Annotated in this window: 20 protein-coding genes, 2 tRNA genes and 1 pseudogene; 14 read left to right on the forward strand and 9 right to left on the reverse strand. The window is 71.1% G+C overall.

What is annotated here, in order from left to right:
- Position 1: 1 nt before the first annotated feature.
- Together BLW57_RS24950 and BLW57_RS24955 are read right to left on the reverse strand one after the other, a co-directional pair.
- The gene (locus tag BLW57_RS24950) at positions 2 to 1,423 is read right to left on the reverse strand and encodes an exopolysaccharide biosynthesis polyprenyl glycosylphosphotransferase (protein WP_093477540.1); all 1,422 of its coding nucleotides are present in this window, start codon (positions 1,421 to 1,423) and stop codon (positions 2 to 4) included.
- Entirely contained in the window at positions 1,420 to 2,598 is a 1,179-nt protein-coding gene (locus BLW57_RS24955) for a glycosyltransferase (RefSeq protein WP_093477542.1), read from the reverse strand. Before BLW57_RS24955 ends, BLW57_RS24950 begins: the two co-directional genes overlap by 4 nt.
- A gap of 416 nt (positions 2,599 to 3,014) precedes the next feature.
- Between BLW57_RS24955 and BLW57_RS24960 the strand changes: the two genes are divergently transcribed.
- The 8 genes from BLW57_RS24960 to BLW57_RS24995 all read left to right on the forward strand — a co-directional run bounded on the left by BLW57_RS24960 (position 3,015) and on the right by BLW57_RS24995 (position 8,514).
- Positions 3,015 to 3,254 (forward strand): chaplin, encoded by a 240-nt coding sequence (locus BLW57_RS24960; protein WP_093477544.1) that lies wholly within the window; start codon positions 3,015 to 3,017, stop codon positions 3,252 to 3,254.
- 171 nt (positions 3,255 to 3,425) lie between these two features.
- Entirely contained in the window at positions 3,426 to 4,391 is a 966-nt protein-coding gene (locus BLW57_RS24965; RefSeq protein WP_093477546.1) for a hypothetical protein, read from the forward strand.
- Between the two features lie 194 nt (positions 4,392 to 4,585).
- Positions 4,586 to 4,870, forward strand: a complete 285-nt coding sequence (locus tag BLW57_RS24970; protein ID WP_093477547.1) for a hypothetical protein — start codon at positions 4,586 to 4,588, stop codon at positions 4,868 to 4,870.
- Positions 4,871 to 5,030: 160 nt separating this feature from the next.
- Positions 5,031 to 5,534 (forward strand): DUF5949 family protein, encoded by a 504-nt coding sequence (locus BLW57_RS24975; protein WP_093477552.1) that lies wholly within the window; start codon positions 5,031 to 5,033, stop codon positions 5,532 to 5,534.
- Positions 5,534 to 6,118, forward strand: a complete 585-nt coding sequence (locus BLW57_RS24980; RefSeq protein ID WP_093477554.1) for a vitamin K epoxide reductase family protein — start codon at positions 5,534 to 5,536, stop codon at positions 6,116 to 6,118. Before BLW57_RS24975 ends, BLW57_RS24980 begins: the two co-directional genes overlap by 1 nt.
- Before the next feature lie 103 nt (positions 6,119 to 6,221).
- A complete protein-coding gene (locus BLW57_RS24985) occupies positions 6,222 to 6,737 on the forward strand; it encodes a hypothetical protein (RefSeq protein ID WP_093477555.1) in 516 nt (171 codons plus the stop codon).
- A 423-nt stretch (positions 6,738 to 7,160) separates the two neighbouring features.
- Entirely contained in the window at positions 7,161 to 7,664 is a 504-nt protein-coding gene (locus tag BLW57_RS24990; RefSeq protein ID WP_093477557.1) for a tyrosinase family oxidase copper chaperone, read from the forward strand.
- Positions 7,648 to 8,514, forward strand: a complete 867-nt coding sequence (locus BLW57_RS24995; protein ID WP_093477558.1) for a tyrosinase family protein — start codon at positions 7,648 to 7,650, stop codon at positions 8,512 to 8,514. Before BLW57_RS24990 ends, BLW57_RS24995 begins: the two co-directional genes overlap by 17 nt.
- Before the next feature lie 81 nt (positions 8,515 to 8,595).
- On the opposite strand, the gene BLW57_RS25000 is transcribed toward BLW57_RS24995, so the two are convergent.
- Positions 8,596 to 8,895 carry a chaplin gene (locus BLW57_RS25000; protein ID WP_093477560.1) on the reverse strand — a complete coding sequence of 100 codons (300 nt, stop codon included), beginning with the start codon at positions 8,893 to 8,895 and terminating at the stop codon, positions 8,596 to 8,598.
- 206 nt (positions 8,896 to 9,101) lie between these two features.
- Here BLW57_RS25000 and BLW57_RS25005 point away from each other — a divergent pair, with 206 nt between their 5' ends.
- Positions 9,102 to 9,653, forward strand: a complete 552-nt coding sequence (locus BLW57_RS25005; protein ID WP_093477561.1) for a DUF2087 domain-containing protein — start codon at positions 9,102 to 9,104, stop codon at positions 9,651 to 9,653.
- A 7-nt stretch (positions 9,654 to 9,660) separates the two neighbouring features.
- Here BLW57_RS25005 and BLW57_RS25010 read toward each other — a convergent pair whose 3' ends face one another.
- Both BLW57_RS25010 and BLW57_RS25015 read right to left on the reverse strand, forming a co-directional pair.
- Positions 9,661 to 10,620 carry a D-2-hydroxyacid dehydrogenase family protein gene (locus BLW57_RS25010; RefSeq protein WP_093477563.1) on the reverse strand — a complete coding sequence of 320 codons (960 nt, stop codon included), beginning with the start codon at positions 10,618 to 10,620 and terminating at the stop codon, positions 9,661 to 9,663.
- An 844-nt stretch (positions 10,621 to 11,464) separates the two neighbouring features.
- Positions 11,465 to 11,887 carry a hypothetical protein gene (locus tag BLW57_RS25015; protein ID WP_093480868.1) on the reverse strand — a complete coding sequence of 141 codons (423 nt, stop codon included), beginning with the start codon at positions 11,885 to 11,887 and terminating at the stop codon, positions 11,465 to 11,467.
- Positions 11,888 to 12,091: 204 nt separating this feature from the next.
- Here BLW57_RS25015 and BLW57_RS43140 point away from each other — a divergent pair, with 204 nt between their 5' ends.
- Genes BLW57_RS43140 through fmdA form a run of 3 tightly spaced genes read left to right on the forward strand, consistent with a single transcriptional unit; the run spans position 12,092 to position 14,309 of the window.
- Positions 12,092 to 12,370 (forward strand): FmdB family zinc ribbon protein, encoded by a 279-nt coding sequence (locus BLW57_RS43140; protein ID WP_093477564.1) that lies wholly within the window; start codon positions 12,092 to 12,094, stop codon positions 12,368 to 12,370.
- Between the two features lie 21 nt (positions 12,371 to 12,391).
- A complete protein-coding gene (locus BLW57_RS25025) occupies positions 12,392 to 13,030 on the forward strand; it encodes an AmiS/UreI family transporter (protein WP_093477565.1) in 639 nt (212 codons plus the stop codon).
- 28 nt (positions 13,031 to 13,058) lie between these two features.
- A complete protein-coding gene (gene fmdA / locus BLW57_RS25030) occupies positions 13,059 to 14,309 on the forward strand; it encodes a formamidase (RefSeq protein WP_093477576.1) in 1,251 nt (416 codons plus the stop codon).
- Positions 14,310 to 14,498: 189 nt separating this feature from the next.
- On the opposite strand, the gene BLW57_RS41500 is transcribed toward fmdA, so the two are convergent.
- The 3 genes and pseudogenes from BLW57_RS41500 to BLW57_RS42505 all read right to left on the reverse strand — a co-directional run.
- A tRNA-Ser gene (locus tag BLW57_RS41500) sits at positions 14,499 to 14,561 on the reverse strand.
- 1,269 nt (positions 14,562 to 15,830) lie between these two features.
- On the reverse strand, positions 15,831 to 16,211 hold the full coding sequence (locus tag BLW57_RS25040; RefSeq protein ID WP_093477578.1) for a hypothetical protein: 381 nt from the start codon (positions 16,209 to 16,211) through the stop codon (positions 15,831 to 15,833).
- Between the two features lie 19 nt (positions 16,212 to 16,230).
- A pseudogene (locus BLW57_RS42505) lies at positions 16,231 to 16,458 on the reverse strand (NUDIX hydrolase); the annotation flags it as partial.
- Positions 16,459 to 16,742: 284 nt separating this feature from the next.
- Here BLW57_RS42505 and BLW57_RS25050 point away from each other — a divergent pair.
- Positions 16,743 to 17,531 carry a tyrosine-type recombinase/integrase gene (locus tag BLW57_RS25050; protein WP_256339579.1) on the forward strand — a complete coding sequence of 263 codons (789 nt, stop codon included), beginning with the start codon at positions 16,743 to 16,745 and terminating at the stop codon, positions 17,529 to 17,531.
- Between the two features lie 184 nt (positions 17,532 to 17,715).
- On the opposite strand, the gene BLW57_RS25055 is transcribed toward BLW57_RS25050, so the two are convergent.
- Positions 17,716 to 17,791, reverse strand: a tRNA-Arg gene (locus BLW57_RS25055).
- Between the two features lie 320 nt (positions 17,792 to 18,111).
- Here BLW57_RS25055 and BLW57_RS25060 point away from each other — a divergent pair.
- On the forward strand, positions 18,112 to 19,725 hold the full coding sequence (locus tag BLW57_RS25060) for a dynamin family protein (RefSeq protein WP_093477579.1): 1,614 nt from the start codon (positions 18,112 to 18,114) through the stop codon (positions 19,723 to 19,725).
- Positions 19,726 to 20,168: the final 443 nt, after the last annotated feature.

The raw sequence follows: 20,168 nt of genomic DNA on the forward strand, positions 1-20,168 counted from the left end.
GTCAGCTTCCCGTCGAGCGCACGAGCGCGGCCGCGGTGCGCAGCAGGATGCAGATGTCCTGCCACAGCGACCAGTTGTCGATGTAGGCGTTGTCGAAGCGGGCCCGGTCCTCGATGGAGGTGTCCCCGCGCAGCCCGTTGATCTGGGCGAGCCCGGTCATGCCGGCCGGCATGCGGTGCCGGGCCGCGTAACCGGCGTGCAGACCACTGAACTGGACGACGAAGTACGGCCGTTCGGGGCGCGGGCCGACCAGGCTCATGTCGCCCCGGAACACGTTCCACAGCTGGAGCAGTTCGTCCAGCGAGGTGCGGCGCAGGAAACGGCAGAAGGGGCTCATCCGCCGCTCGCCGGCCACGCTCCACCGGGTGGCCGACTCCTGCTCGTCGACCGGACGGTGGGTGCGGAACTTCAGCAGTGTGAAGGGGCGCCCGTCCCTGCCGATGCGCTCCTGCCGGAAGACCACCCCGGGCCCGGCCGTGAGCCGCAGCACCACCGCGCACACCAGCAGCAGCGGAGCGGCCGGCACCAGCAGCGCCCCGGACACCACCATGTCCAGCGCCCGCTTGGCGACGCTCGTCCGCCTCCGGGACCCCAGCTCCAGCCGGCGCACCGAGAACCCGGCGAGCTGGTCGCGCATCTCGTACGACGGGCAGTCCGCGTCCACCTCCCAGACGGTGCAGCCCGATTCGGCGAGCGCCCGCAGCAGCGGCCCCTTCTCGGTCCGCACGGCAGGGTCGACGGTGAGCACGACCCGCACCCCGTTCTGGATGAGCGCCCGCTCGACCTCCTCGCCGGTGGAGAGCAGGGGCAACCCGCCGCTGCCGTCCGGGTGTTCCGCGACGACACCGACGGGCCGCACACCGCAGCGCGGGTACCGCAAAAGTGCGGCGGCCACCCGCTGCGCGGTCGCGGCGGGCCCGATCACCAGCGCCGTGTGCGGGTGACGCAGCTGCGCGACCCGGCGCCGCCAGTGGACCACCGCCCGGCCCGCACAGGACGCCGCCGCGTGCAGCGCCCAGCCCAGCAGCAGGGTCCGCGCGGACAGGGCGCGTTCGGGGGTGTGGGCGGCGATCAGGGCGGCCAGCCCGAGCCAGACCACCGCCGTCCGTCCGCACACCAGGGGCAGTTCGTCCAGCACACCCGGCCGCGGACGGGCGGAGCGCGGGCGCAGCACCAGGGTGCCGGTGAGCAGGGCGGCGGCCGGCAGCGGCCGGCCGGCGGCCCCGTCCAGGGCGGCCGTGCCGGCCAGCGCGGCGAGCAGGTCGGCGGCGAGCAGGGGCGCCGGGGACGCGGGCCGCGCGGGCCGCCGCCGCGGCGGGAACCGGAAGCCGCCGCCGGCGTGGGCCGGCCGGAGGGGGGCGGACGCCGGTGCGCGGCCCCGGGTCCGCGTGGCGGGGGAGGAGACGGTGCTTTCCGTGGTCACGAGTGGATGGACTCCCTGCGCTCCGAGGGCACGGACGCGGCCGGCGCGCCACCGTCCCGGCCGCGTACCTCCTGGGCGGCGCCGAGGAGTTCGCGGTAGAGGCCCGCGATCCGTTCCGCGGTGTGCCGCACGTCGTGCGTGGCGAGGACGTGCCGGCGCCCCTGCCCGCCGAGCGCCGCGCACAGCGGCGGGTCGGACAGCAGACGGGTGATCGCCCCGGCCAGCGCCCCGGGGTCGTCGGGCGGCACCAGGCAGCGCGCGGCGAGGGCGGCCGGCAGGCTCTCGCGGGCGCCGTCGACGTCGGTGACCACGACCGGCCGGCCGCAGCCCATCGCCTCCAGCGGGGCGAGCGCCATGCCCTCCCAGCGCGAGGGCAGCACCACGAGATCGGCGGCCCGGTACCAGGGCACGGCGTCGGCGACCGCGCCGGTGAACCGTACGGAGGGGTGGGCGCGACGGCGTAACGCCTCGCGCTCCGGCCCGTCCCCGACCAGCACCAGCCGGGCCCCCGGATGCGCGGCGAGGACGTCGTCCCAGGCGCGCAGCAGTACGTCCTGGCCCTTCTGCCGGCACAGACGTCCCACGCAGACGACCAGGGGGCCCGGCCCGTTGCCGCCCCCGGCCGGTGCCGCGGAGAAGCGGACGGTGTCGATGCCGTTCGGGACGACCGTGTACAGGGCGCGCACCCCGGCGCGCAGTCCGGTCGCGCGCTCTGCCTCGCTGACGCACACCACCCGGTCGGCCCAGCGCGCTCCCCGGCGCTCCCAGCGCAGGGCGAGGGCGGCGGTCGGTCCGCCGACGGCCTCGAACGACCATGCGTGCGGCTGGAACACGGTCGGTACCCGCCCGCGGACGGCCAGCCGGCCGGCCAGTCCCGCCTTCGCGCTGTGCGCGTGCACCAGTTCGGGCCGTACCTCGTCGATCAGGCGTACGAGCCGTCGTACCTCTCCCGGCAGGCCCGGCCCCGGGGACCGGGCGGCCCGCCAGTCCCGGACGTCCGCCCCCAGTTCGCGCAGTCGCGCGCCGAGTTCGCCGCCGGGGCAGGCCACCGTGACGTGCAGGCCCGCCGCGAGCTGGGCCCGCGCCAGATCCAGTACGACCCGTGCGACACCGCCGTCGACGGGCTGGGCGAGGTGCAGGACCCGCGTTCGGGGATCGGGTGCTGACTGGTGCATACGCGGGTTCCTCGCTCACGGGGCGCTCGGGACGTGCGGCCGGGGACGCGCCTGACTGCCGGGCGTCCACCGGGACGCGGAGTGCGCCGGCCCACGCCGCGTCCCCGTGAAAACGAGCCGCAAGCCCGGCTGGTCACCACCCCGCCGCGAAGCGGCGCCGGGATCGAACACGGCGGCGCACCGGCCGGGCGTGTCGGCGTGCGCCGGAGGGCGGAGGGGAGAGCGCGCGTACGCACCGGCGCTCCCGAGGGAGGAAGTGGGCAATTGTGACGGAATCGCCCGGGCTTCCTTCCGCAGCCGTGAGTGGCCCCCACGCACATCACTCCATTGGCGGCACAACCCCTGGGGGCGCCACGCGTTGACACAGCGCCGGGCATCCGCCCGAATGTTGTGTCGATCCCAAGGAGCTCCTCTCCATGTCGCGTATCGCGAAGGGCCTGGTCCTGACCTCCGCCGCCGTCGCGGCCGTCGCCGGTGGTGCCGGTGTGGCCGCCGCCGACTCCGGTGCCCACGGCGCTGCCGCCAACTCGCCGGGCGTGCTGTCGGGCAACGCCGTTCAGGTTCCGGTCCACGTGCCGATCAACGTCTGCGGCAACACCGTCGACGTCATCGCTCTGCTGAACCCGGCGTTCGGCAACGCCTGCTACAGCGACTGACGTCGGGGCGCCCCCCTTCGGCCGGCCGGTCACCCCGCGATCTCCTCGCGGGGCGGCCGGCCGGTTTTGCGCTCCCCCGGATGGGTCACGCGACGCGTTCGCGCGGTTGCAGCGAGTCGTCGGTGCACGGACGGTGGGCTCAGGTCCCCCAGTTCACCGGAAGGAACACTCATGCGTGGTCTGCCGCCCCGGCGTCTCGCGTCCACTGTCCTCTGCGCCGCCGTCCTGGTCGGCATCACCGGCCCTGCCGTCGTCGCCGCCGACTCGTCCCAGGAACACGCGCGAGCCGCCTCGCCCGCGTTCGCCCCCGCAGCCGAGAAGCTGCTGGCCCAGGTCAGAGCCCTGGACCACACCGGTACCGTCCCCAGGCCGGTGCTCGACCTGCTCGAACAGTCGTTGGAGAAGGGCAAGCTGCCCGCCGCCGAGGCCCGGAGACTGGGTGACGCGGCGAAGAAGGCCCTCGCCGAGGCCGCGGCGCGCCCGGCGTCCGCGGTCGCCCCGTCGGCGACGGCCACGGCCGCCGCCCCCACCGCGACGCCGACGGCACCGGCGGCCTCCACCCCGGCATCCACCGCGCCGACGACCTCCGCCGCGCCGACGACTCCCGCCAAGCCCGCGGCCGCCACTCCGGCGGCTTCGACGCCTGCTGCTTCGACTCCGGCGGCGGCCAAGCCCGCTGCGTCGACCCCGGCTGTCGTCAAGCCCGCGGCCTCCACCCCCGCCGCGTCCTCCTCCGCGTCCGCCTCTCCGAGCCAGTCCGTGGCGCCGGACGTGGCGGCCAGCCCCTCGCAGTCGGTGGCCGCGAAGAACCGTGACGACGCCAAGCCGGCGGCCCGCGACGCCGTGGACGACCTGCTCGCCGCACTGGACAAGGCGATCGACAACCTGGTCGACGCCATCACCGCCCACCTCGACCAGGTGCTCTCCTCGGCCGACGGTCTGGTCGACGGCCTCCTCGACCTGATCGACTCGGTCCTCGGCGGCGTCCCCTCCACCCTGCCGTCACCGGTCTCCGTCGCCGCCGCGGCGGTGCCGGACGCGGCCGTGCCGTCGCTGCCCCCGGCCGACGCCGTACCGTCGCTGCCCGCCCTGCCGTCGACGAGCACGTCCGCGGCCCCGGAACTGCCGGCCGGCTGACGCCGTTCCCCCCCCGCGTCCCAGCCGTCACGCCCCCGGGTGTGACGGCTGGGACGCCGAGGTGAAGCCGGGTGAGGGCTCCTCGGGGATCTCATATGTCTTGTGACCCGAGGGTTTCCCGCCCGCTCGCGACTCGTTAGGCAGGGCGCCGGACATTCCCCGGGGTGACGTGAGTCGCCGAAGAAAGGAGCACGATGAAGTCCCTGAAGGCCGCCGTCGTCGTCGCCGGTTCCGTGGCCCTCGCCGGCGCCGCCGCGCCCGCGTTCGCGTCCACCGCCCACGACCTGCCGCCCATGAGCCTGAACGGCGGGCTGGCCTCGATCGCCGAGCACCCGCCCACGGTCCAGGACCTGATGCCGCTCCAGCACCAGTCGGACGCGCTCGACACCGAGAACAAGGACTCCGTGCTGAGCACCGTCAAGGACGCCACGACCACGCTCAACAAGCCGGGCCTGCTCGGCGGTCTTCCCCTGCGCTGACCTCCTCACCCCGCACAACTGGGCCGGTACCGCAGCCGCGGAACCGGCCCGCGCCGTGTCCGGGACGGCTTCCCTCGTTCGTGTGGAGCGCTCCGGGCCACTGCTCCGGACGGGTGAGAAGCCGTCAGGTCGCCCCACGGCCCGTCGGTATGGTCGCGCGGTGACCTCAGCGACAAGTGAAACCCGTCCCTTCCGCGCCGCCGACCTCGGCACGCTCGTCCTGCTCGCCTGGATGGCCAGGAACGAGGAGGGGGACGGCAGGACACCCTGTCTCCTCGCCTGCTCCCTGGGCGACGGCCCCGACGGCCCCGAGGCCGCGTCCGCCGCCGTGGAGCGGCTCCTCGGCGACGTCGGACTGTCCATCGGCGGCGAGCCCGTCGACGGCACCACCCGGCCGGGCCTCAAGGTCAGCATGCTCGTCGTGGCCGGGCAGATCGTCCTGCAGCTGCCGAACGTCAGCAGCCAGGTCACCCCGCCCGCCGAGTGGGTGCAGGCGGTCGAGAAGCTCGGTTACACCTACTTCATGTTCACCACGCGGATCTGCCCCTCCACCGGCCCCCGCCGGCCGGTCCAAGGACAGGAGCTGGCCGTGTTCGCCGGCTCCCCGGAGACCACCGACGCCGCCGCCCACGTCTTCCTGCCCGCCCGCGGCCTGCGCACCTGATGCAACGCCACGCGGGCGGCGGCCGTGCCTTCGCCCTGCTGGTCGTGCTCACGGGGGCGGCGGGTCTGCTCGCCTCCTGGGTCATCACCCTCGACGAGTTCGAGCTGCTGAAGAACCCCGCCTTCGTGCCCGGGTGCAGCCTGAACCCGGTGGTGTCCTGCGGCAGCGTGATGAAGAGCGACCAGGCCTCGGTGTTCGGCTTCCCGAACCCCATGCTGGGCCTGGTGGCCTACGGGATCGTCGTCTGCGTCGGCGTGAGTCTGCTCGCCGGGGCCCGCTTCCCCCGCTGGTACTGGCTGGTCTTCGAGGCCGGCTGCCTGTTCGGGATCGGCTTCGTCACCTGGCTCCAGTTCGAGTCGCTGTACCGGATCGACGCGCTGTGCCTGTGGTGCTGCCTGGCCTGGATCGCGACGATCCTGCTCTTCTGGTACGTGACGTCCCTCTGCGTGCGCCACGGCTTCCTGCCCGCTCCGGCCTGGCTGAGGACGTTCTTCGCCGAGTTCACCTGGGTGCTTCCGGTGCTGCACATCGGGGTGATCGGCATGCTCGTGCTGACGCGCTGGTGGGACTTCTGGACGAGCTGACTATTACGGCACCCGGGGGAATTGTGCACTGGCGGCGTTTTCGGCTCGTTACGCGGTACGGACGCCGAACCCCCCCCGCATCCTGAAAGGGACCGTACCTGACATGAAGTCGACCACCCGAGGAACCCTTGCCGCCGTCGTCACGGGCATCGCTGCCACCGTGGGAGCCGCCGGTCCCGCGGCGGCGTCGGGCGCGGTCCCCGTCCCCGTGCCTCTGGGCGGCGTCTCCACGGCCCTCGACATGGAGCTGCCCCACCTCGGCGCACAGGTGCCGCTGGTGAAGCCTGGCGCCCCGGAAGGACCCCGGTACGTCAGGGGCCGGCTGCTCCCGGAGCGGACGCTGCCCCAGCTGCCCGTCAGCAGCGGCCTGCCCGGGGCGGACGCCAGGTCCCCGCTGCCCCATGTCCTCGGTGACGGCGGCTTCGACCACGTCGGCCTCGACGCGCCCGCCTCCGACCTGCGCGCGCTCGCCCCCGGCCTGTCCGTGGACGCGCCCGTGACGAGCCCCGACGCGGGGAACTTCGGCCTTCCGCGGCCCAAGCTGCCCCAGGTCGGCATCCTCACCCCGGCCCTCCAGAACGTCTCCGACGCGAACCTCGAGTCGGGGCCGGGTCTGTAGGGCGCGCGGGGCCCATGGCCCGGCGGGCCTGCCGCAGGCCCCTGCCCCGGTCCGCCGATCCGCGTCCGGCACGGGCGCACCGACGGCGCCCCGGCCGCCGCATCGGCCGGGGCGCCGTCCGGGATCCGGGGCCTCTCGGAGGGTGCCTCCTCCCCCCCGTGTCACCGCCGCATCGCCAGCCCCGCCGATCGTTCCGTGGGCCGTCCCATCGACCGTTCCGTGCGCGTCTCGTCTGCCGTTGCGCGGGCCGTTCCGTCGGTCGTCCCCTCGGGGCCCGCCGCTCGCCGTATCGCCCGTACTGCCGTGCGGCATTCGCCCGTTAGCCGTCGTCGTACCACCGGATGGCCCTCCGACGGTGACTCAGCGCGGCCTTCAGCGGTTACCACTCCGGACAAGATCTGTAATCCGGACGAGGAGTGCGCGATGGTCATCGGTGCCGGTGGCGTGGCTGTGGGCGCGGAACAACAGCAGGTGTCAGGGGGAGCGGGCAGACCGTCGCGGAGGGAGGTGACGCGGGGCCTGATCGCCTCGGCCGCGGCGCTTGCGCTGGCACCGGTCGTCGCCGCCTCCCGGCCCGTGCCCGTGAACGAGGAACCCGACGGCGACTCCTTCGACGAGACCTACCGGGGCCGCCTCATCCAGGGCTTCCTCGTGCCGACCGGGGGACGCAAGGCCACCGACGTCGAATGGCAGATCACCATCGACGGCCGCCCGCTGCACCTGATGCGCCGCGCCGACGGCAGCTGGCTGAGCATGGTCGACCACTACACGTCGTACGCGACGCCACTGGAGGCGACGCGCGCGGCCGTGGACCAGATCGGCCCCCGCCAGCGGCTGCGCGACCTGGCACCCGGACCGGTCGGCGGGGAGCACCCCGGCGGTCACCTGCACATGGCGATGGGGGGTCGGCATGGCGTACGTGCGTAAGAACGTCCGCAATCTCACCGCGACGGAGCGGCGGCGGTTCGTCGACGCGCTGCTGGCCCTGAAACGGCGCGGCGAGTACGACGACTTCGTGCGCATGCACATCCATTACTACACCGCCGACGGCGAGGACGGTCTGCGTACCGCCCACATGGCCCCGTCCTTCCTGCCCTGGCACCGCAGGTTCGTACTGGACCTGGAGCGGGCGCTGCGCCGGATCGACTCCTCGGTGACGGTGCCGTACTGGGACTGGACCCGGGACCGCTCGACGACCTCCGTGCCCTGGACGAAGGATCTGCTCGGCGGCAACGGCCGGCGCTCCGACCGGCAGGTCATGACCGGTCCCTTCGCCTACGCGTCGGGTCACTGGACCATCAAGGAGGGCGTCACGGACGGCCGGTTCCTCGCCAGGGACCTGGGCCGCTCCGCCTCCCCCATCCAGTTGCCCACCAAGAAGGAGCTCCAGGGGGCGCTGGACGACCCGGTCTACGACGCCTGGCCCTGGAACTCGACGGTCCGCAAGGGCTTCCGCAACAAGCTGGAGGGCTGGGGGTCGGGTTCCGGCAGCGCGTCCTGGCACAACCACAACCGGGTGCACCGCTGGGTCGGCGGCGCGATGCTCGGCGGCGCCTCGGTCAACGACCCGGTGTTCTGGCTGCACCACGCCTTCCTGGACCTGCAGTGGTACCGCTGGCAGCGTGCCCACCGCAGCCACCGCTACCTGCCCGCCGAGCCGCCCGGCGCCCGCGACGAGCAGCACGAGCGGGTGGTGGCCCGGCATCAGAAACTCCCGCCGTGGAACGACACCCCGGACCAGCTCGAGGACATGAGCGGGATCTACCGCTACGCCTGAGAGACGAACGGGAGGGGGAAGAGGAGCAGGAAGGGCCCCGGCGCTCGGAGTGCCGGGGCCCTTCCTTTTCGTACGGCCGGATCAGTTGCCGTAGCCGCCGTCGTGGCTGGGGCCGGGGTTGCCCGGCATGCTGTCGCCACCGCTGTGGTTGAGGCAGTCGTCGCCGAAGGCGGGGTTCAGCAGGCCGACGACGTCGACCGTGTTGCCGCAGAGGTTGACCGGGACGTGGAGCGGAACCTGGACGGCATTGCCGGACAGCACGCCGGGCGAGCCGGCGGCCAGACCATGGGCACCCGCGTCGGCCAGAGCCAGCCCGGCCCCGCCGACCACCACGGCACCGGTGCCGAGGGCGACAACGGCTGACTTCGCGATGCGAGACATCACGTTCTCCTTTTGTTGCTCGGTAAGGCGCAGCAGCAGGCCAGCCACCGCACTCCCCGTTCAACGGCGGCACACGGACCTGGTCACGGTGATCGGCGGGGGATCACCCTTTCAACGGCAGCCGCCCGGCGGGAGGCCACACACCCGGCCCCGCACCCGGCGATATTCGGGGGCGGCGGGCCCGGGCGCTGACCTAGCCTCCGGCCATGGACACCGACAACCCTCCCGAGCCGGCCGAACGGTCCCGGCAGCTGATCGGTCTGCTCGCCGAGGAGCGGCGACTGCGGGCCTTCGCGGCCGTGGTGCTGGGCGCGGACAGCGCCGGGCAGGTCGCCGAGGCGGCCGGGCTCCCGGCGAAGGACACGGCCCTCGCGCTGCTCAGGCTGCGCGAGCAGGGCGCCGTGACAGACCGTCCGGACGGCGGACTCACCGTCTCCTACGGCCTGCTGCGCGAGCTGGCCCGCACCGAGCGGTCCTCGCGGCCGTCCGGGGACGCCGTTCTGGACACCTTCGTGCGCGGCGGCCGGCTCGTCCGGCTGCCCGCCCGGTGGACCCGCAAGAAGCAGGTGCTGCGGCACATCGCCGAGCGGAGCTTCGAGCCGGGCGTGGAGTACCCGGAGCGCGTGGTGAACGAACGGCTGCGGGGCTGGTGCGAGGACTCCGACGACACCGACCATGTGACGCTCCGCCGCTACCTGGTGGACCTGGGGCATCTGCGCCGCAGCGACGGCGTCTACACGCGCGTGGCGGCGTCCTGACGGGCGCTCAGGGCAGTCGCCGTACCGGGGAGCCGGCCAGGTAGGCCTGGATGTCCTCCACCGCCTGGCCGTAGTACGTCGTGTAGTTGGCCCGCGACACATAGCCGAGGTGGGGCGTGGCGAGCAGGCGGGGCGCGGTGCGCAGCGGGTGGCCGGCGGGCAGCGGCTCGACGTCGAAGACATCGACGCCGGCACCCGCGATCCGGCCCTCGTGGAGCGCCGCGAGCAGGGCCTCCTGATCGACGATGGCCGCGCGGGAGGTGTTGATCAGGAAGGCGGTCGGCTTCATCACCGCGAGTTCCGCGGCGCCGACCAGGCCCCGGGTGCGGTCGCCGAGGGCCAGGTGCACGGAGACGAAGTCGCTCTCCGCGAGCAACTCCTCCTTCGAGGCGGCCAGTTCGACGCCCTCCTCCTCGGCGCGCTCCTTGGTGAGGTTCTGGCTCCACGCGCTGACCCGCATGCCGAAGGCGAGCCCGACGCGCGCCACCCGGCTGCCGATCCGGCCGAGCCCGAGCAGGCCCAGCCGGCTGCCGTGCAGGTCGGTGCCGACGGTGGACTGCCAGGGGCCGCCCGCCCGTAGCGCGGTGCTCTCCTCGACGATGCCCCGGGCGAGACCCAGCAGCAGCGCCCAGGTCAGCTCGACCGGCGGGGTCCCCGAACTCGCCGTGCCGCAGACGGTGACGCCGTGCGCCTCGGCGGCGTCGTAGTCGATGACGCTGTTGCGCATGCCGGAGGCGACGAGCAGCTTCAGGCGGGGGAGGCGGGCGAGGAGGGAGCCGGGGAAGGGGACGCGTTCGCGCAGGGTGACGACGATGTCGAAGCCTGCGAGGGCCGCGGCGAGGGCGTCCTCCCCGTCCAGGTGCTCGCGCAGCGCGACCACCTCGACCCTGTCCTCGATCACCGACCAGTCGGCCATGCCGGTGGCCACGCCCTGGAAGTCGTCCAGCACCACACAACGCAGTCGCACGCGATCCCACCCCTCCGACGCTCCCGACGCTCCCGAGGGCGACTGTAACGGCAGGCCGGGGGCGCGCATCAGCGGGGGACCCGGCGCGCACGGAGAGCTCCGACCGGGTGATCTTCAGCCCCGGCCAACGATGCCGACCGGTCCGGGACACCGGCTTCGGCGTGTCGCGCGTCACCCATTCTGAGCAGCAAAAACGCCCTCCCATGGGGAGGGCGGAGACTGGCGCCCCCGGCAGGACTCGAACCTGCGGCCAAGCGCTTAGAAGGCGCATCTCCTGCTCGCCCGTGCTGGGCCGCTGACCTGGGTGTTCATACGGCTTGGCGACGCCGCGCCCACCGACTTCGACCCCCATTCGACACGCTGCCTCCGGACCATAGGGGCGGTCCTCAGTAGCTGGTCTACTGACCACCGGTCCCGCCCACCGGCGGGACCGAAGAAGCCCACGGCTCTGACCAGCTCAGACACTGTGGGTTTCTGTCGTTGTCGGTCGGTGTCGGGTGACCTCGGACGGCCCGGGGACGGCCCGGGATGAGCACCGCTTTACAAGTTCGATCCGAGCCTGCTCCGCCTACTGCCGTCGACCGGTGCGACGGTCGGGCACAGACGCTGGTGTATGCCCCCGTCCGGCGTCGTTGATGTCAGCCGTGGATGTCAGATGCCTGGAGTCGAAGCCCACGAAGATCAGCTGCCCCGGTCTAGCTGTTGCTGAGACAATCCTCAGCGACGCGAGAGGTGACCGCTTGCTCGTCGCTGCACGTCTCGGCTGTACGGCCCGGGGCCGGCGGGGACTACTCAGGACGCCGATCGCGCGCCACGCTCATACGGCCACCCGCGAGCCGCCTCTTTAGAGCTTTCCGCCGATCTCGCACGCGCGGCACGGGGGCTGGCCGCAGGTGCACTGCATGAGGGCGTCGATGACCCCGCGGTCGTGGTAGAGGCACTCGTCTTTGCAGGTGTGCCGCGGAATGAACCCCGCGGGGATCTCGCCGGGCCACGGCTCGTGGCCGTCCCTGCAGCGGGCGAACCGCTCGGGATCGGTGGAGTGCAGGTCGTGCATCTTCGACCGCGCTTCGTCCTCCAGATGCCGCACGCGTTCCGCCAGGCTCTTGAGCTCGGCGGCGATGCCAGCGTAGAGGTCGGTGCCGGTCCTCACGTGCGCGGCCCGCAGCGCCATCGCGGCGTTGCCGAGAAACCTGCTCGCGTCCTGGAGGTCGGTCACGTGATGCATCTGAATGCCGTTCACGCCACGGACCCATACAGCGTCCATGCTGCTCACTGATCCACCTCCGAGAAGGAAAAACCTTATTTAAGGACATTAAAGACCCGGGTTGCGCCAGTCCAGGGCTTGCAGGGTGAGTCGGCTCACAGGAGGTATGGGTGAGATGGATCTTCCTCCGTTCATCATCCACTTGACACGGAGATTTACGAGACGTCTCCTGGAAAGGACAAAGGAACGCGTCGGAGGCTGCTGATGGCAACCTACGAATATCGGTGCATCCGCTGCGGAACCTTCGATGTGAAGTTGCCGATCGGCACGGCACCCAAGTCCTCGGGCTGTCCCGTTTGCGGAGGCGCCGCACGGCGTGTGTATTCGGCCCCCTCTCTCGCACGAACCTCGAACGCGGTCGCCGCCGTCCATGCCCGCGAGGAGCAGTCCCGCGAGGCCCCGGAGGTGGTCTCCGAAGTGCCGCCCGGCAGGAGAGTGCGCAGACGACCGCACCCCGCGCTCTCGAAGTTGCCCCGTCCCTGAAGGACTTGGGAGGTGCGTCCTGTGGCGAACGTGGGACTGCTCTTCGTCGGTGCGGTGCTCTTCCTGAACGGACTGCTCCTCCTCAAAAAGGTCGATCCCCGCTCGGCAGCAGTTTTCAACCTTTTCGTCGGTGCACTCCAGGTGCTGACGCCGACGTACCTCATCTTCGCCGCCGACAACGACCCTAAGAAGATTTTGGCGGCGTCCGGGATTTATCTCTTCGGATTCACCTACCTCTACGTGGGAATCTGTCTCCTGGCCGGTATCGAAACCGATGGTGTCGGCTACTACTCGCTCTTTGTGGCAGTCGCCGCCCTGGGGTATTCGTTCGTCAATTTCCACCTCGCCAAGGACAACCCGTTCGGGGTGATCTGGCTCTACTGGGCGTTCCTGTGGTTTCTGTTCTTCCTACTGCTTGGCCTCAAGTTGGACAGGCTCGGCAGCTACGTCGGCTGGGTCACGGCGATCGAGGGCTGGGTCACCGGCGTGATCCCCGCCGCTCTGCTGCTCTCCGGCTACTGGAAACACCCCGACGAGACCGCCATCGCACTGGGCGTCTTCGCCGTCGTCGTCTTCGCGGCGCTGTGGCCGCTCACCCGCGCATCGCGGCAACCGGCGCCCGCCACCACAACGCCAGCCGGCCCGGGTGCATCCGTGTGACCGATTCAGAAGGACCAAGGAAGCCGTCATGCCTGAAGTCAAGTTCACAGTGGACCAGAGCAAGTCCATGCGCGATCAGACCGTCCCGGGACACAACAGGTGGCATCCGGATGTTCCGGTCGCAGCCATGGTCCACCCGGGGGACGAGTTCCGCCTCGAATGCCGCGAATGGACCGACGCGCAGATAGGCAACAACGACTCCGCCAACGACGTACGCGATGTCGACCTGAAGGCCACGCACATGCTTAGCGGGCCGATAGGCGTCGAAGGCGCGGAGCCGGGCGACCTGCTCGTCGTGGACATCCTCGACCTGGGGCCCGTACCGCAGCAGGTCGGGGCCGCACCCGGTCAGGGCTGGGGATACACCGGCGTCTTCGCCAAGGCCAACGGCGGAGGATTCCTGACCGACTACTTCCCGGACGCCTACAAGGCGATCTGGGACTTCCACGGTCAGCAGGCGGTGTCCAGGCACCTGCCCGGTGTCCGCTTCACCGGCATCACCCACCCCGGTCTCTTCGGCACCGCCCCCTCCGCGGACCTGCTGGCGAGCTGGAACAGGCGCGAGCAGGCGCTGATCGACACCGACCCCGACCGGATCCCCCCGCTGGGGCTCGCGCCCGATGCCGACGGGGGGCTCGCAGGAAAGGCAACCGGATCGGATGCCCAGCGCATCCTCGAGGAAGGAGCACGCACCGTTCCCGCACGGGAGAACGGCGGCAACCACGACATCAAGAACTTCACGCGCGGCGCCCGAGTCTTCTACCCCGTCCACGTCAACGACGCCAAGCTGTCAGGCGGTGACCTGCACTTCAGCCAGGGAGACGGGGAGATCACCTTCTGCGGCGCCATCGAGATGGGCGGCTACATCGACTTCCACGTCGACCTGATCAAGGGCGGCATGGAGAAGTACGGCATCAGCACCAACCCCGTCTTCATGCCGGGCAATGTCGAGCCGCGCTACTCGGAGTTCATGTCCTTCATCGGGATCTCCGTGGACCACGACACCAACACCAACTACTACATGGACGCGACGGTTGCCTTCCGCCGCGCCTGCCTCAACGCCGTCGAGTATTTGAAGAGGTTCGGCTACTCCGGAGAGCAGGCCTATCTGATCCTCGGCGCGGCCCCCATCGAGGGACGCATCAGCGGGATCGTGGACATTCCCAACGCCTGCTGCTCGCTGTACCTCCCCACCGCCATCTTCGATTTCGACGTCCGGCCCACCACCGCCGGCCCCACGACGGCCGACCGCGGCCAGTGCGCGGTCTCCACTGCCTGACTGGACACCGACGCTTGGCCGGACACCGGCCACAGGAGTTCAGCGGCTGGTGGCTCGCTGAGACTGGCGAGGCGCGGGGGAGGAGCGGATCCAGGGAAGGCGCTCGGTCCTGAGGGCGCGAGTCACCACTGCCGTCAAACCCTGCCGTCAAAGGCCCCGGACCATGATCGGTCCGGAGCCTTTTCCTTGTGCCCCCGGCAGGATTCGAACCTGCGACACCCGCTTTAGGTGCGAGGTTGGGGGACCCTGGGCTTGACCTGGGAATCCCTGTCTTGGGCGGCCTAGAGCCGTGCGCACCCTAGGGAACCTCGATTCCCCGTGAGTCCCCGACCGTTCTGGCACGGAAGTGGCACGCCGCGCGGCCTCCTCGATGCGAACTATGGGCAAGGTGGTCGCTGAGGTCGCCTCGGCTGGTGGCGCAGTTGGCTAGGGGCGAAGACGGCTGGCGCTGGTTGGTGGGGTTGCTGTACTTCGCTGCTGTACTGCGACGGTCCGGGGGCGCCGGCCGAGGAGTCTGGGGGCGGACCTCGGGCCCAGTAGCCGAAGAAGTGAAAGGCCGGGCCTCTGACCTGCGACCGTGCAATTGATCAACGCTGCGACCTGCGACTTAGCTGTCGGTGGTTCTCAGCGTTGGTCGTCGCTGAGCACCCCCGCACGGCCCGGAGACGGCCCGAGCGGGGGTGTCGTGCATGGCACCTGGATGCGAACTACGGGCACCAGGCTGTTGGATGTTCCCGCGCAGGTGACGGGGACGGTAACGGTCCAAGGCGGCTGCCTGTGGTCGGCACGGTCTCTGTACTTCCATGCTGTATCGCAGTCACCGTTTTGCGAGGGCCGTCCGGTAACGGCTTTCCCGGACGATGGACGTCCTAGTCGGGGTTGCCCCTACAGCGCGCTCGACACCAATGGGATGGGCTTCACCAACTGGTACAGCACCCCGCCGGTGGGCGACCCGTCGGGGTTGGTGCCTTGGGCCGGTGGCGGGAACTGAAGGAGACCCCCGACATTCAGACCCACTGGTTGAGGGTCCGCGAGAGGCGCGGCCGCCGAGGCATTGAAGGCGGTCACGCCGAGCCCGCCAGCAGCGAGAAGCGCGACAGCCGCAATCCGCGGGGTTTTGATCATTTGCGTCACTCGATCCTTTGCTGAGGTTTCTGGCACGCCATGCCCGACGGGAGGCGTTGCCTGCTCGCTATGTCAACGCGTCAGTCGTCCCCAGGTGACACCTCTGACGCTAGCCAGCGCCCCGCTTCGCGCTACGCGGTCGGTGGAGCGGCTTTGGGCTGGAGCTGCTTTGGCGCGAGTGATCATGGCCCCGTAAGCTCCCGGCGCGTCGGGCAGTCCGTGGACCTGCCCGCTAAAGCACGACGTCGGGGCCATGATCTGCGAGGCTCGCGCCAAAGTGGCTGCCTAAAGCCGTGGAGCCGACCGCCCCAGCCACGACGTGTTCTGACCTCATGCTCCGTGTGCCCGCCCGGAGGAGCGAAGCGACGACGGGTGCTTGATGAAGTAGGGAAAGTCTTATCCCTCGGTCCGTGCCTGCTCGGCTCGGTACTCATCGAGCAGGCTGAAGAACAGCTCGATCGCGGGTACGCCTGCTGCTTCCGCGTCACGTTCGATCTCGACTGGCCAGCCCAGGGCGCTGTGCTGGCCGCGACGCTGCTGGAGCCACTCTTCGAACGGGCCTCGGTTGTCGACGCCCCAGAAGGGGAAGTCGTCCTCGTGGACGCCGTGGACTTCCATTGCGACTCTGTAGCCGATCAGGATCGAGTCCAGGTGCTGGAGGGATCGGTGACGCACCCACATGCCAGGGCGTAGCCGTATCTCGTCGAGGAACGCGTAGACGCCCGTCAGTTCGGTGAGATGGCTGGGCTCTCTGGCCGCTGTGTTCTCCGCTGTCATGACCGTCCCCCTCCTGGCGAAGCAGGTGCCTGCCGTCGTGGCTGCGTACGTGCGGGCCGTCGTTGTCCAGAGCGTCCAGGAGACGGATGGCGAAGACTTCGGACATGCGCTCCGATACTTCTCGTGGCGTAAGCCAGTCCACGGCCGTCGACTCGCTGGATGTGCGCTCGGTCCCGCCGGAAAGCTTGCACCTGAAGACCAGGGCCACGATGCCCCGGGTCGTGTTCTTGTAGACGCCGGTGAGTTCGCCAAGGCCCTGACGGCGACCACCGTGGCGCTGCTCCGGACGCAGCCCGCCCAGTTCGAGCCGGCGGCCGTGCGTACCGCCCTGCGTGAGTGGGGGTTCAACGCGAACCGCCGGGCGCCGTGGTGAACATCCTCAGGTGGGTCGAGCGGCATTCCCTGCCGGTCTCGGCCTGGGAGGACCCGGAGACGGTCGACCAGGTCCTCCGTGCCGTCGACACGCGCCTGGACGGAAAGCGGGCGGCGGCCTGGTCGCGGAAGCGCAACCGGCGAATCCTCAACGTCGTCATGAAGCACGCGGTCAGGCGGCGCATCCTGCGGGTCAACCCCCTGCCCAAGGGGAAGGAGACGACGGCCGTCACCAAGACCACCAACGCCGTGGACAAGCGGTCCTTGTTGAACCCTGAGCAGGCGGCCGCGATCCTCGACTGGATCCGGCGCCGGCCGCGCGGGGGCAAGAGGCTGCACGCGTTCTTCGCGACGCTGTACTACTGCGGTCCGCGGCCCGAAGAAGCCGTGGCCATGCGCGTGGAGGACGTGACGCTGCCGCACCCCGACGCCGAGGATCAGTGGTGCGAGCTGCTGTTCCACACGGCCACACCAGAGGTCGGGAAGCAGTGGACCGACACAGGGGAGATCCACGAGCGGCGCGATCTGAAGGGCCGTGCCGAGGGAGAGACGCGTACGGTGCCGGGCCATCCCGCTCTGACGCGCATCCTGCGGCAACACATCCTCGACGAGCACCTCCAACCGGGTGATCTTCTCTTCCAAGGCGAGACCGGTGGCATCCTGGCCGGCTCCGTCATCCGCCGGGCTTGGCGCAGTGCCCGCAAGGCCGTGTTGCCGTCGCACGTCTTCGAGTCGCCGACCGGGCGGCGTGTGTACGACAACCGGAACACGCGGTTGACGAAGTGGCTCAACGACGGGATTCCGCCCGCTCAGGTGGCGGAGTGGGCCGGGAACAGTGTCGCCGTCCTTCTGGCCACTTACGCGCGGTGCGTCGATGGTCAGCTGCCCGATCTGAAGCGGCGGCTGGAGGCTGCGGGGGATCTCCCTGAGGCGCCCGACGGCGGCTGATCCGCCCCGGCCGGCCTCCGAGAACTTCGACACGTATTCGACACGGCCACCCGCGAAAACCCGGTGACAGCCGGACAGCCCCGGAGTCTCGTCCTGATCATCAAGGGTGGGCCCGGGGCTTCGGCGTGTCGCGCGTCACCCATTCTGAGCAGCAAAAACGCCCTCCCATGGGGAGGGCGGAGACTGGCGCCCCCGGCAGGACTCGAACCTGCGGCCAAGCGCTTAGAAGGCGCCTGCTCTATCCACTGAGCTACGGGGGCCGGTGTGGTGGCCTCGTGCCTGGTGCCCCGGTGAGGGCTGATCCGTGACGTTGCCGGGGACAAGGATAGGGCTCCCGGTTCCTTGACCCTGCCGCTTCACCTCCGTGACTCGATGTGGAGGTTCGGTGAAGCGGTCCTGATAATCGCAGGCAGGTACGAATCGTGCACCGCTTTTGGCGCGGGACGCACCGGGTGTTGTGCACTCGTTATGCCTGGACTGTGCCCGTGTCCCGGTCATCCCTTGTGCCTGATCTGTCCCGTCGGCGCGCAGACATGTCTATATGCTTCAGAATTCCCCTAAAATTGGGCATTCTTCGCATGTGGTGACCTTGGACGTACGGCCTCAGCTGCTCGACACACTTTCCGCTCTGCGCGACCGTGTCGCCGCCGCACGCTTTCCGCTGCCCCTGGCCGGAGCCCCACGCGCGCGTGCCAACCGCGACGAGTTGCTCGCACAGCTCGACGACTACCTGCTACCCCGGCTCCGGGAGCCCGCCGCACCGCTCCTCGCGGTCGTCGGCGGCTCCACCGGCGCCGGCAAGTCGACGCTCGTCAACTCGCTCGTCGGATGCCGCGTGAGCGAGGCGGGCGTGCTGCGGCCGACGACCCGGACGCCGGTGCTCGTCTGCCACCCGGAGGATCATCACTGGTTCAGCGGCGTGCGCGTGCTGCCCGATCTTGCGCGCGTGTGGGAGCCGCTCCAGGAGGTTTCGGACGACCTCGCGGTGCCCGGCCAGGACTCCGGGCGCGGACGCGTCCTGCGCATCGAGACCGCCGACAGCCTCCCGCCCGGCATCGCCCTCCTCGACGCACCGGACGTCGACTCCCTGCTGTCCGACAGCCGTAGGCTCGCCGCCGAACTGATCTGCGCCGCCGACGTGTGGATCATGGTGACCACGGCCGCCCGCTACGCCGACGCCGTCCCCTGGCACCTGCTGCGCACCGCCAAGGAGTACGACGTCACCCTGATCACCGTGCTGGACCGGGTGCCGCACCAGGTGGTCTCGGAGGTCTCCCGGCAGTACGGTGCCCTGCTCACCAAGGCCGGTCTCGGGGACGTACCCCGGTTCACCGTGCCCGAGCTGCCCGAGTCCGCCTGGGGCGCGGGGCTGCTGCCCGGTACCGCCGTCGCGGCCCTGCGCACGTGGCTCGTCCACCATGCCCAGGACTCCACCGCCCGGCAGCAGGTCATGGCCCGGACGATCCATGGCGTGCTCGACTCGCTCAAGCCCCGCATGTCCGAGCTGGCCAGTGCCGCCGCCGCGCAGTACGCGGCCGCCCTGCGGCTCACCTCCGCGGTGGACGCCGCCTACGACAACGAGCAGGCACGCCTGCGCGGCCGTCTCCAGTCCGGCGCCGTGCTCGCCGGGGACGCCCTCAAGCGCTGGCGCGCCTTCCCGCTGGACTGCACCGCCGGGGAACTCCTCGACGCCCTCGTGGAGAGCCTGGCCGCGCTGCTGCTGTGCTCCGTCACCGCCGCCGACGAGCGCGTCGACGAGGCCTGGCGTCGTGAACCCGCCGCGAGCGCCCCGGGACTCACCGGCCGCGATCCCTCCCTGGAGCGCGCCGAGCACCGTATCGGGATCGCCGTACGGCGCTGGCGGCGCGAGCTGGAGGAACACGCGGAGGAAGAAGTGCGCCATCTGGAACGTACGGCCGCGCCCGACGCGGAGGTCGTCGCCGCCGTGGTCGCCACCGCGCTGCTCGGCGGGCGCCGGGCCCGCAACGCCGGCGAGGGGCTGGCCGAGCGGCTCGGGGCGCACGGCGCCCTGCGCCTGCGCGACCGGGCCGGGCGGTTGCTCGCGGAGCACGTGGACCGAGTCATGCACGCCGAACGCGAGCGGCGCCTCGCGCCACTCGACGCCCTGGACGTCCGGGCGGAGCCGCAGGCCGAGCTCATCGCCGCGCTGTCCGTACTGCAGAAGGAGAGGTGACCGGTGACCGCCGTCACTGATCAGGACCACACGGAGCACACCGACCACATGGGGCGCATGGAGCACGGCGACGACAGGGGACCCGTGCAGCGCAACGGTCACCCGGGCCACGGTCAGCCCGGCAACGGCCACCCAAGTCCGGGCACGGTTCCGGCAGCCGGCACCGGAGTCGGCGTGGGTTCACAGGCCGGGCCGGGGAGCGATGCGAGGTCCGGCGAGGCGGGTGACGGGCCGACGGGTTCGGGTGCGAGCGCCGCGGAGGACGCCGGCACGGACGGCAGGGGCGGCACCGGCGAGCAGCTCCTGCTGGACGCCGGCAAGGAGGGCACCGGCGAGGGCCCCTCGCGTAATGACCACCACGGGGATGCCGACGCTGCCCGTCCGTCGAGCGGCGGCCGGACGGGCTCGGCGGAGGACAGGTCGCCGGACGGCCGCGCCGGTGA

This window comes from Streptomyces sp. 1222.5, from assembly GCF_900105245.1.
Lineage (GTDB): Bacteria > Actinomycetota > Actinomycetes > Streptomycetales > Streptomycetaceae > Streptomyces > Streptomyces albidocamelliae.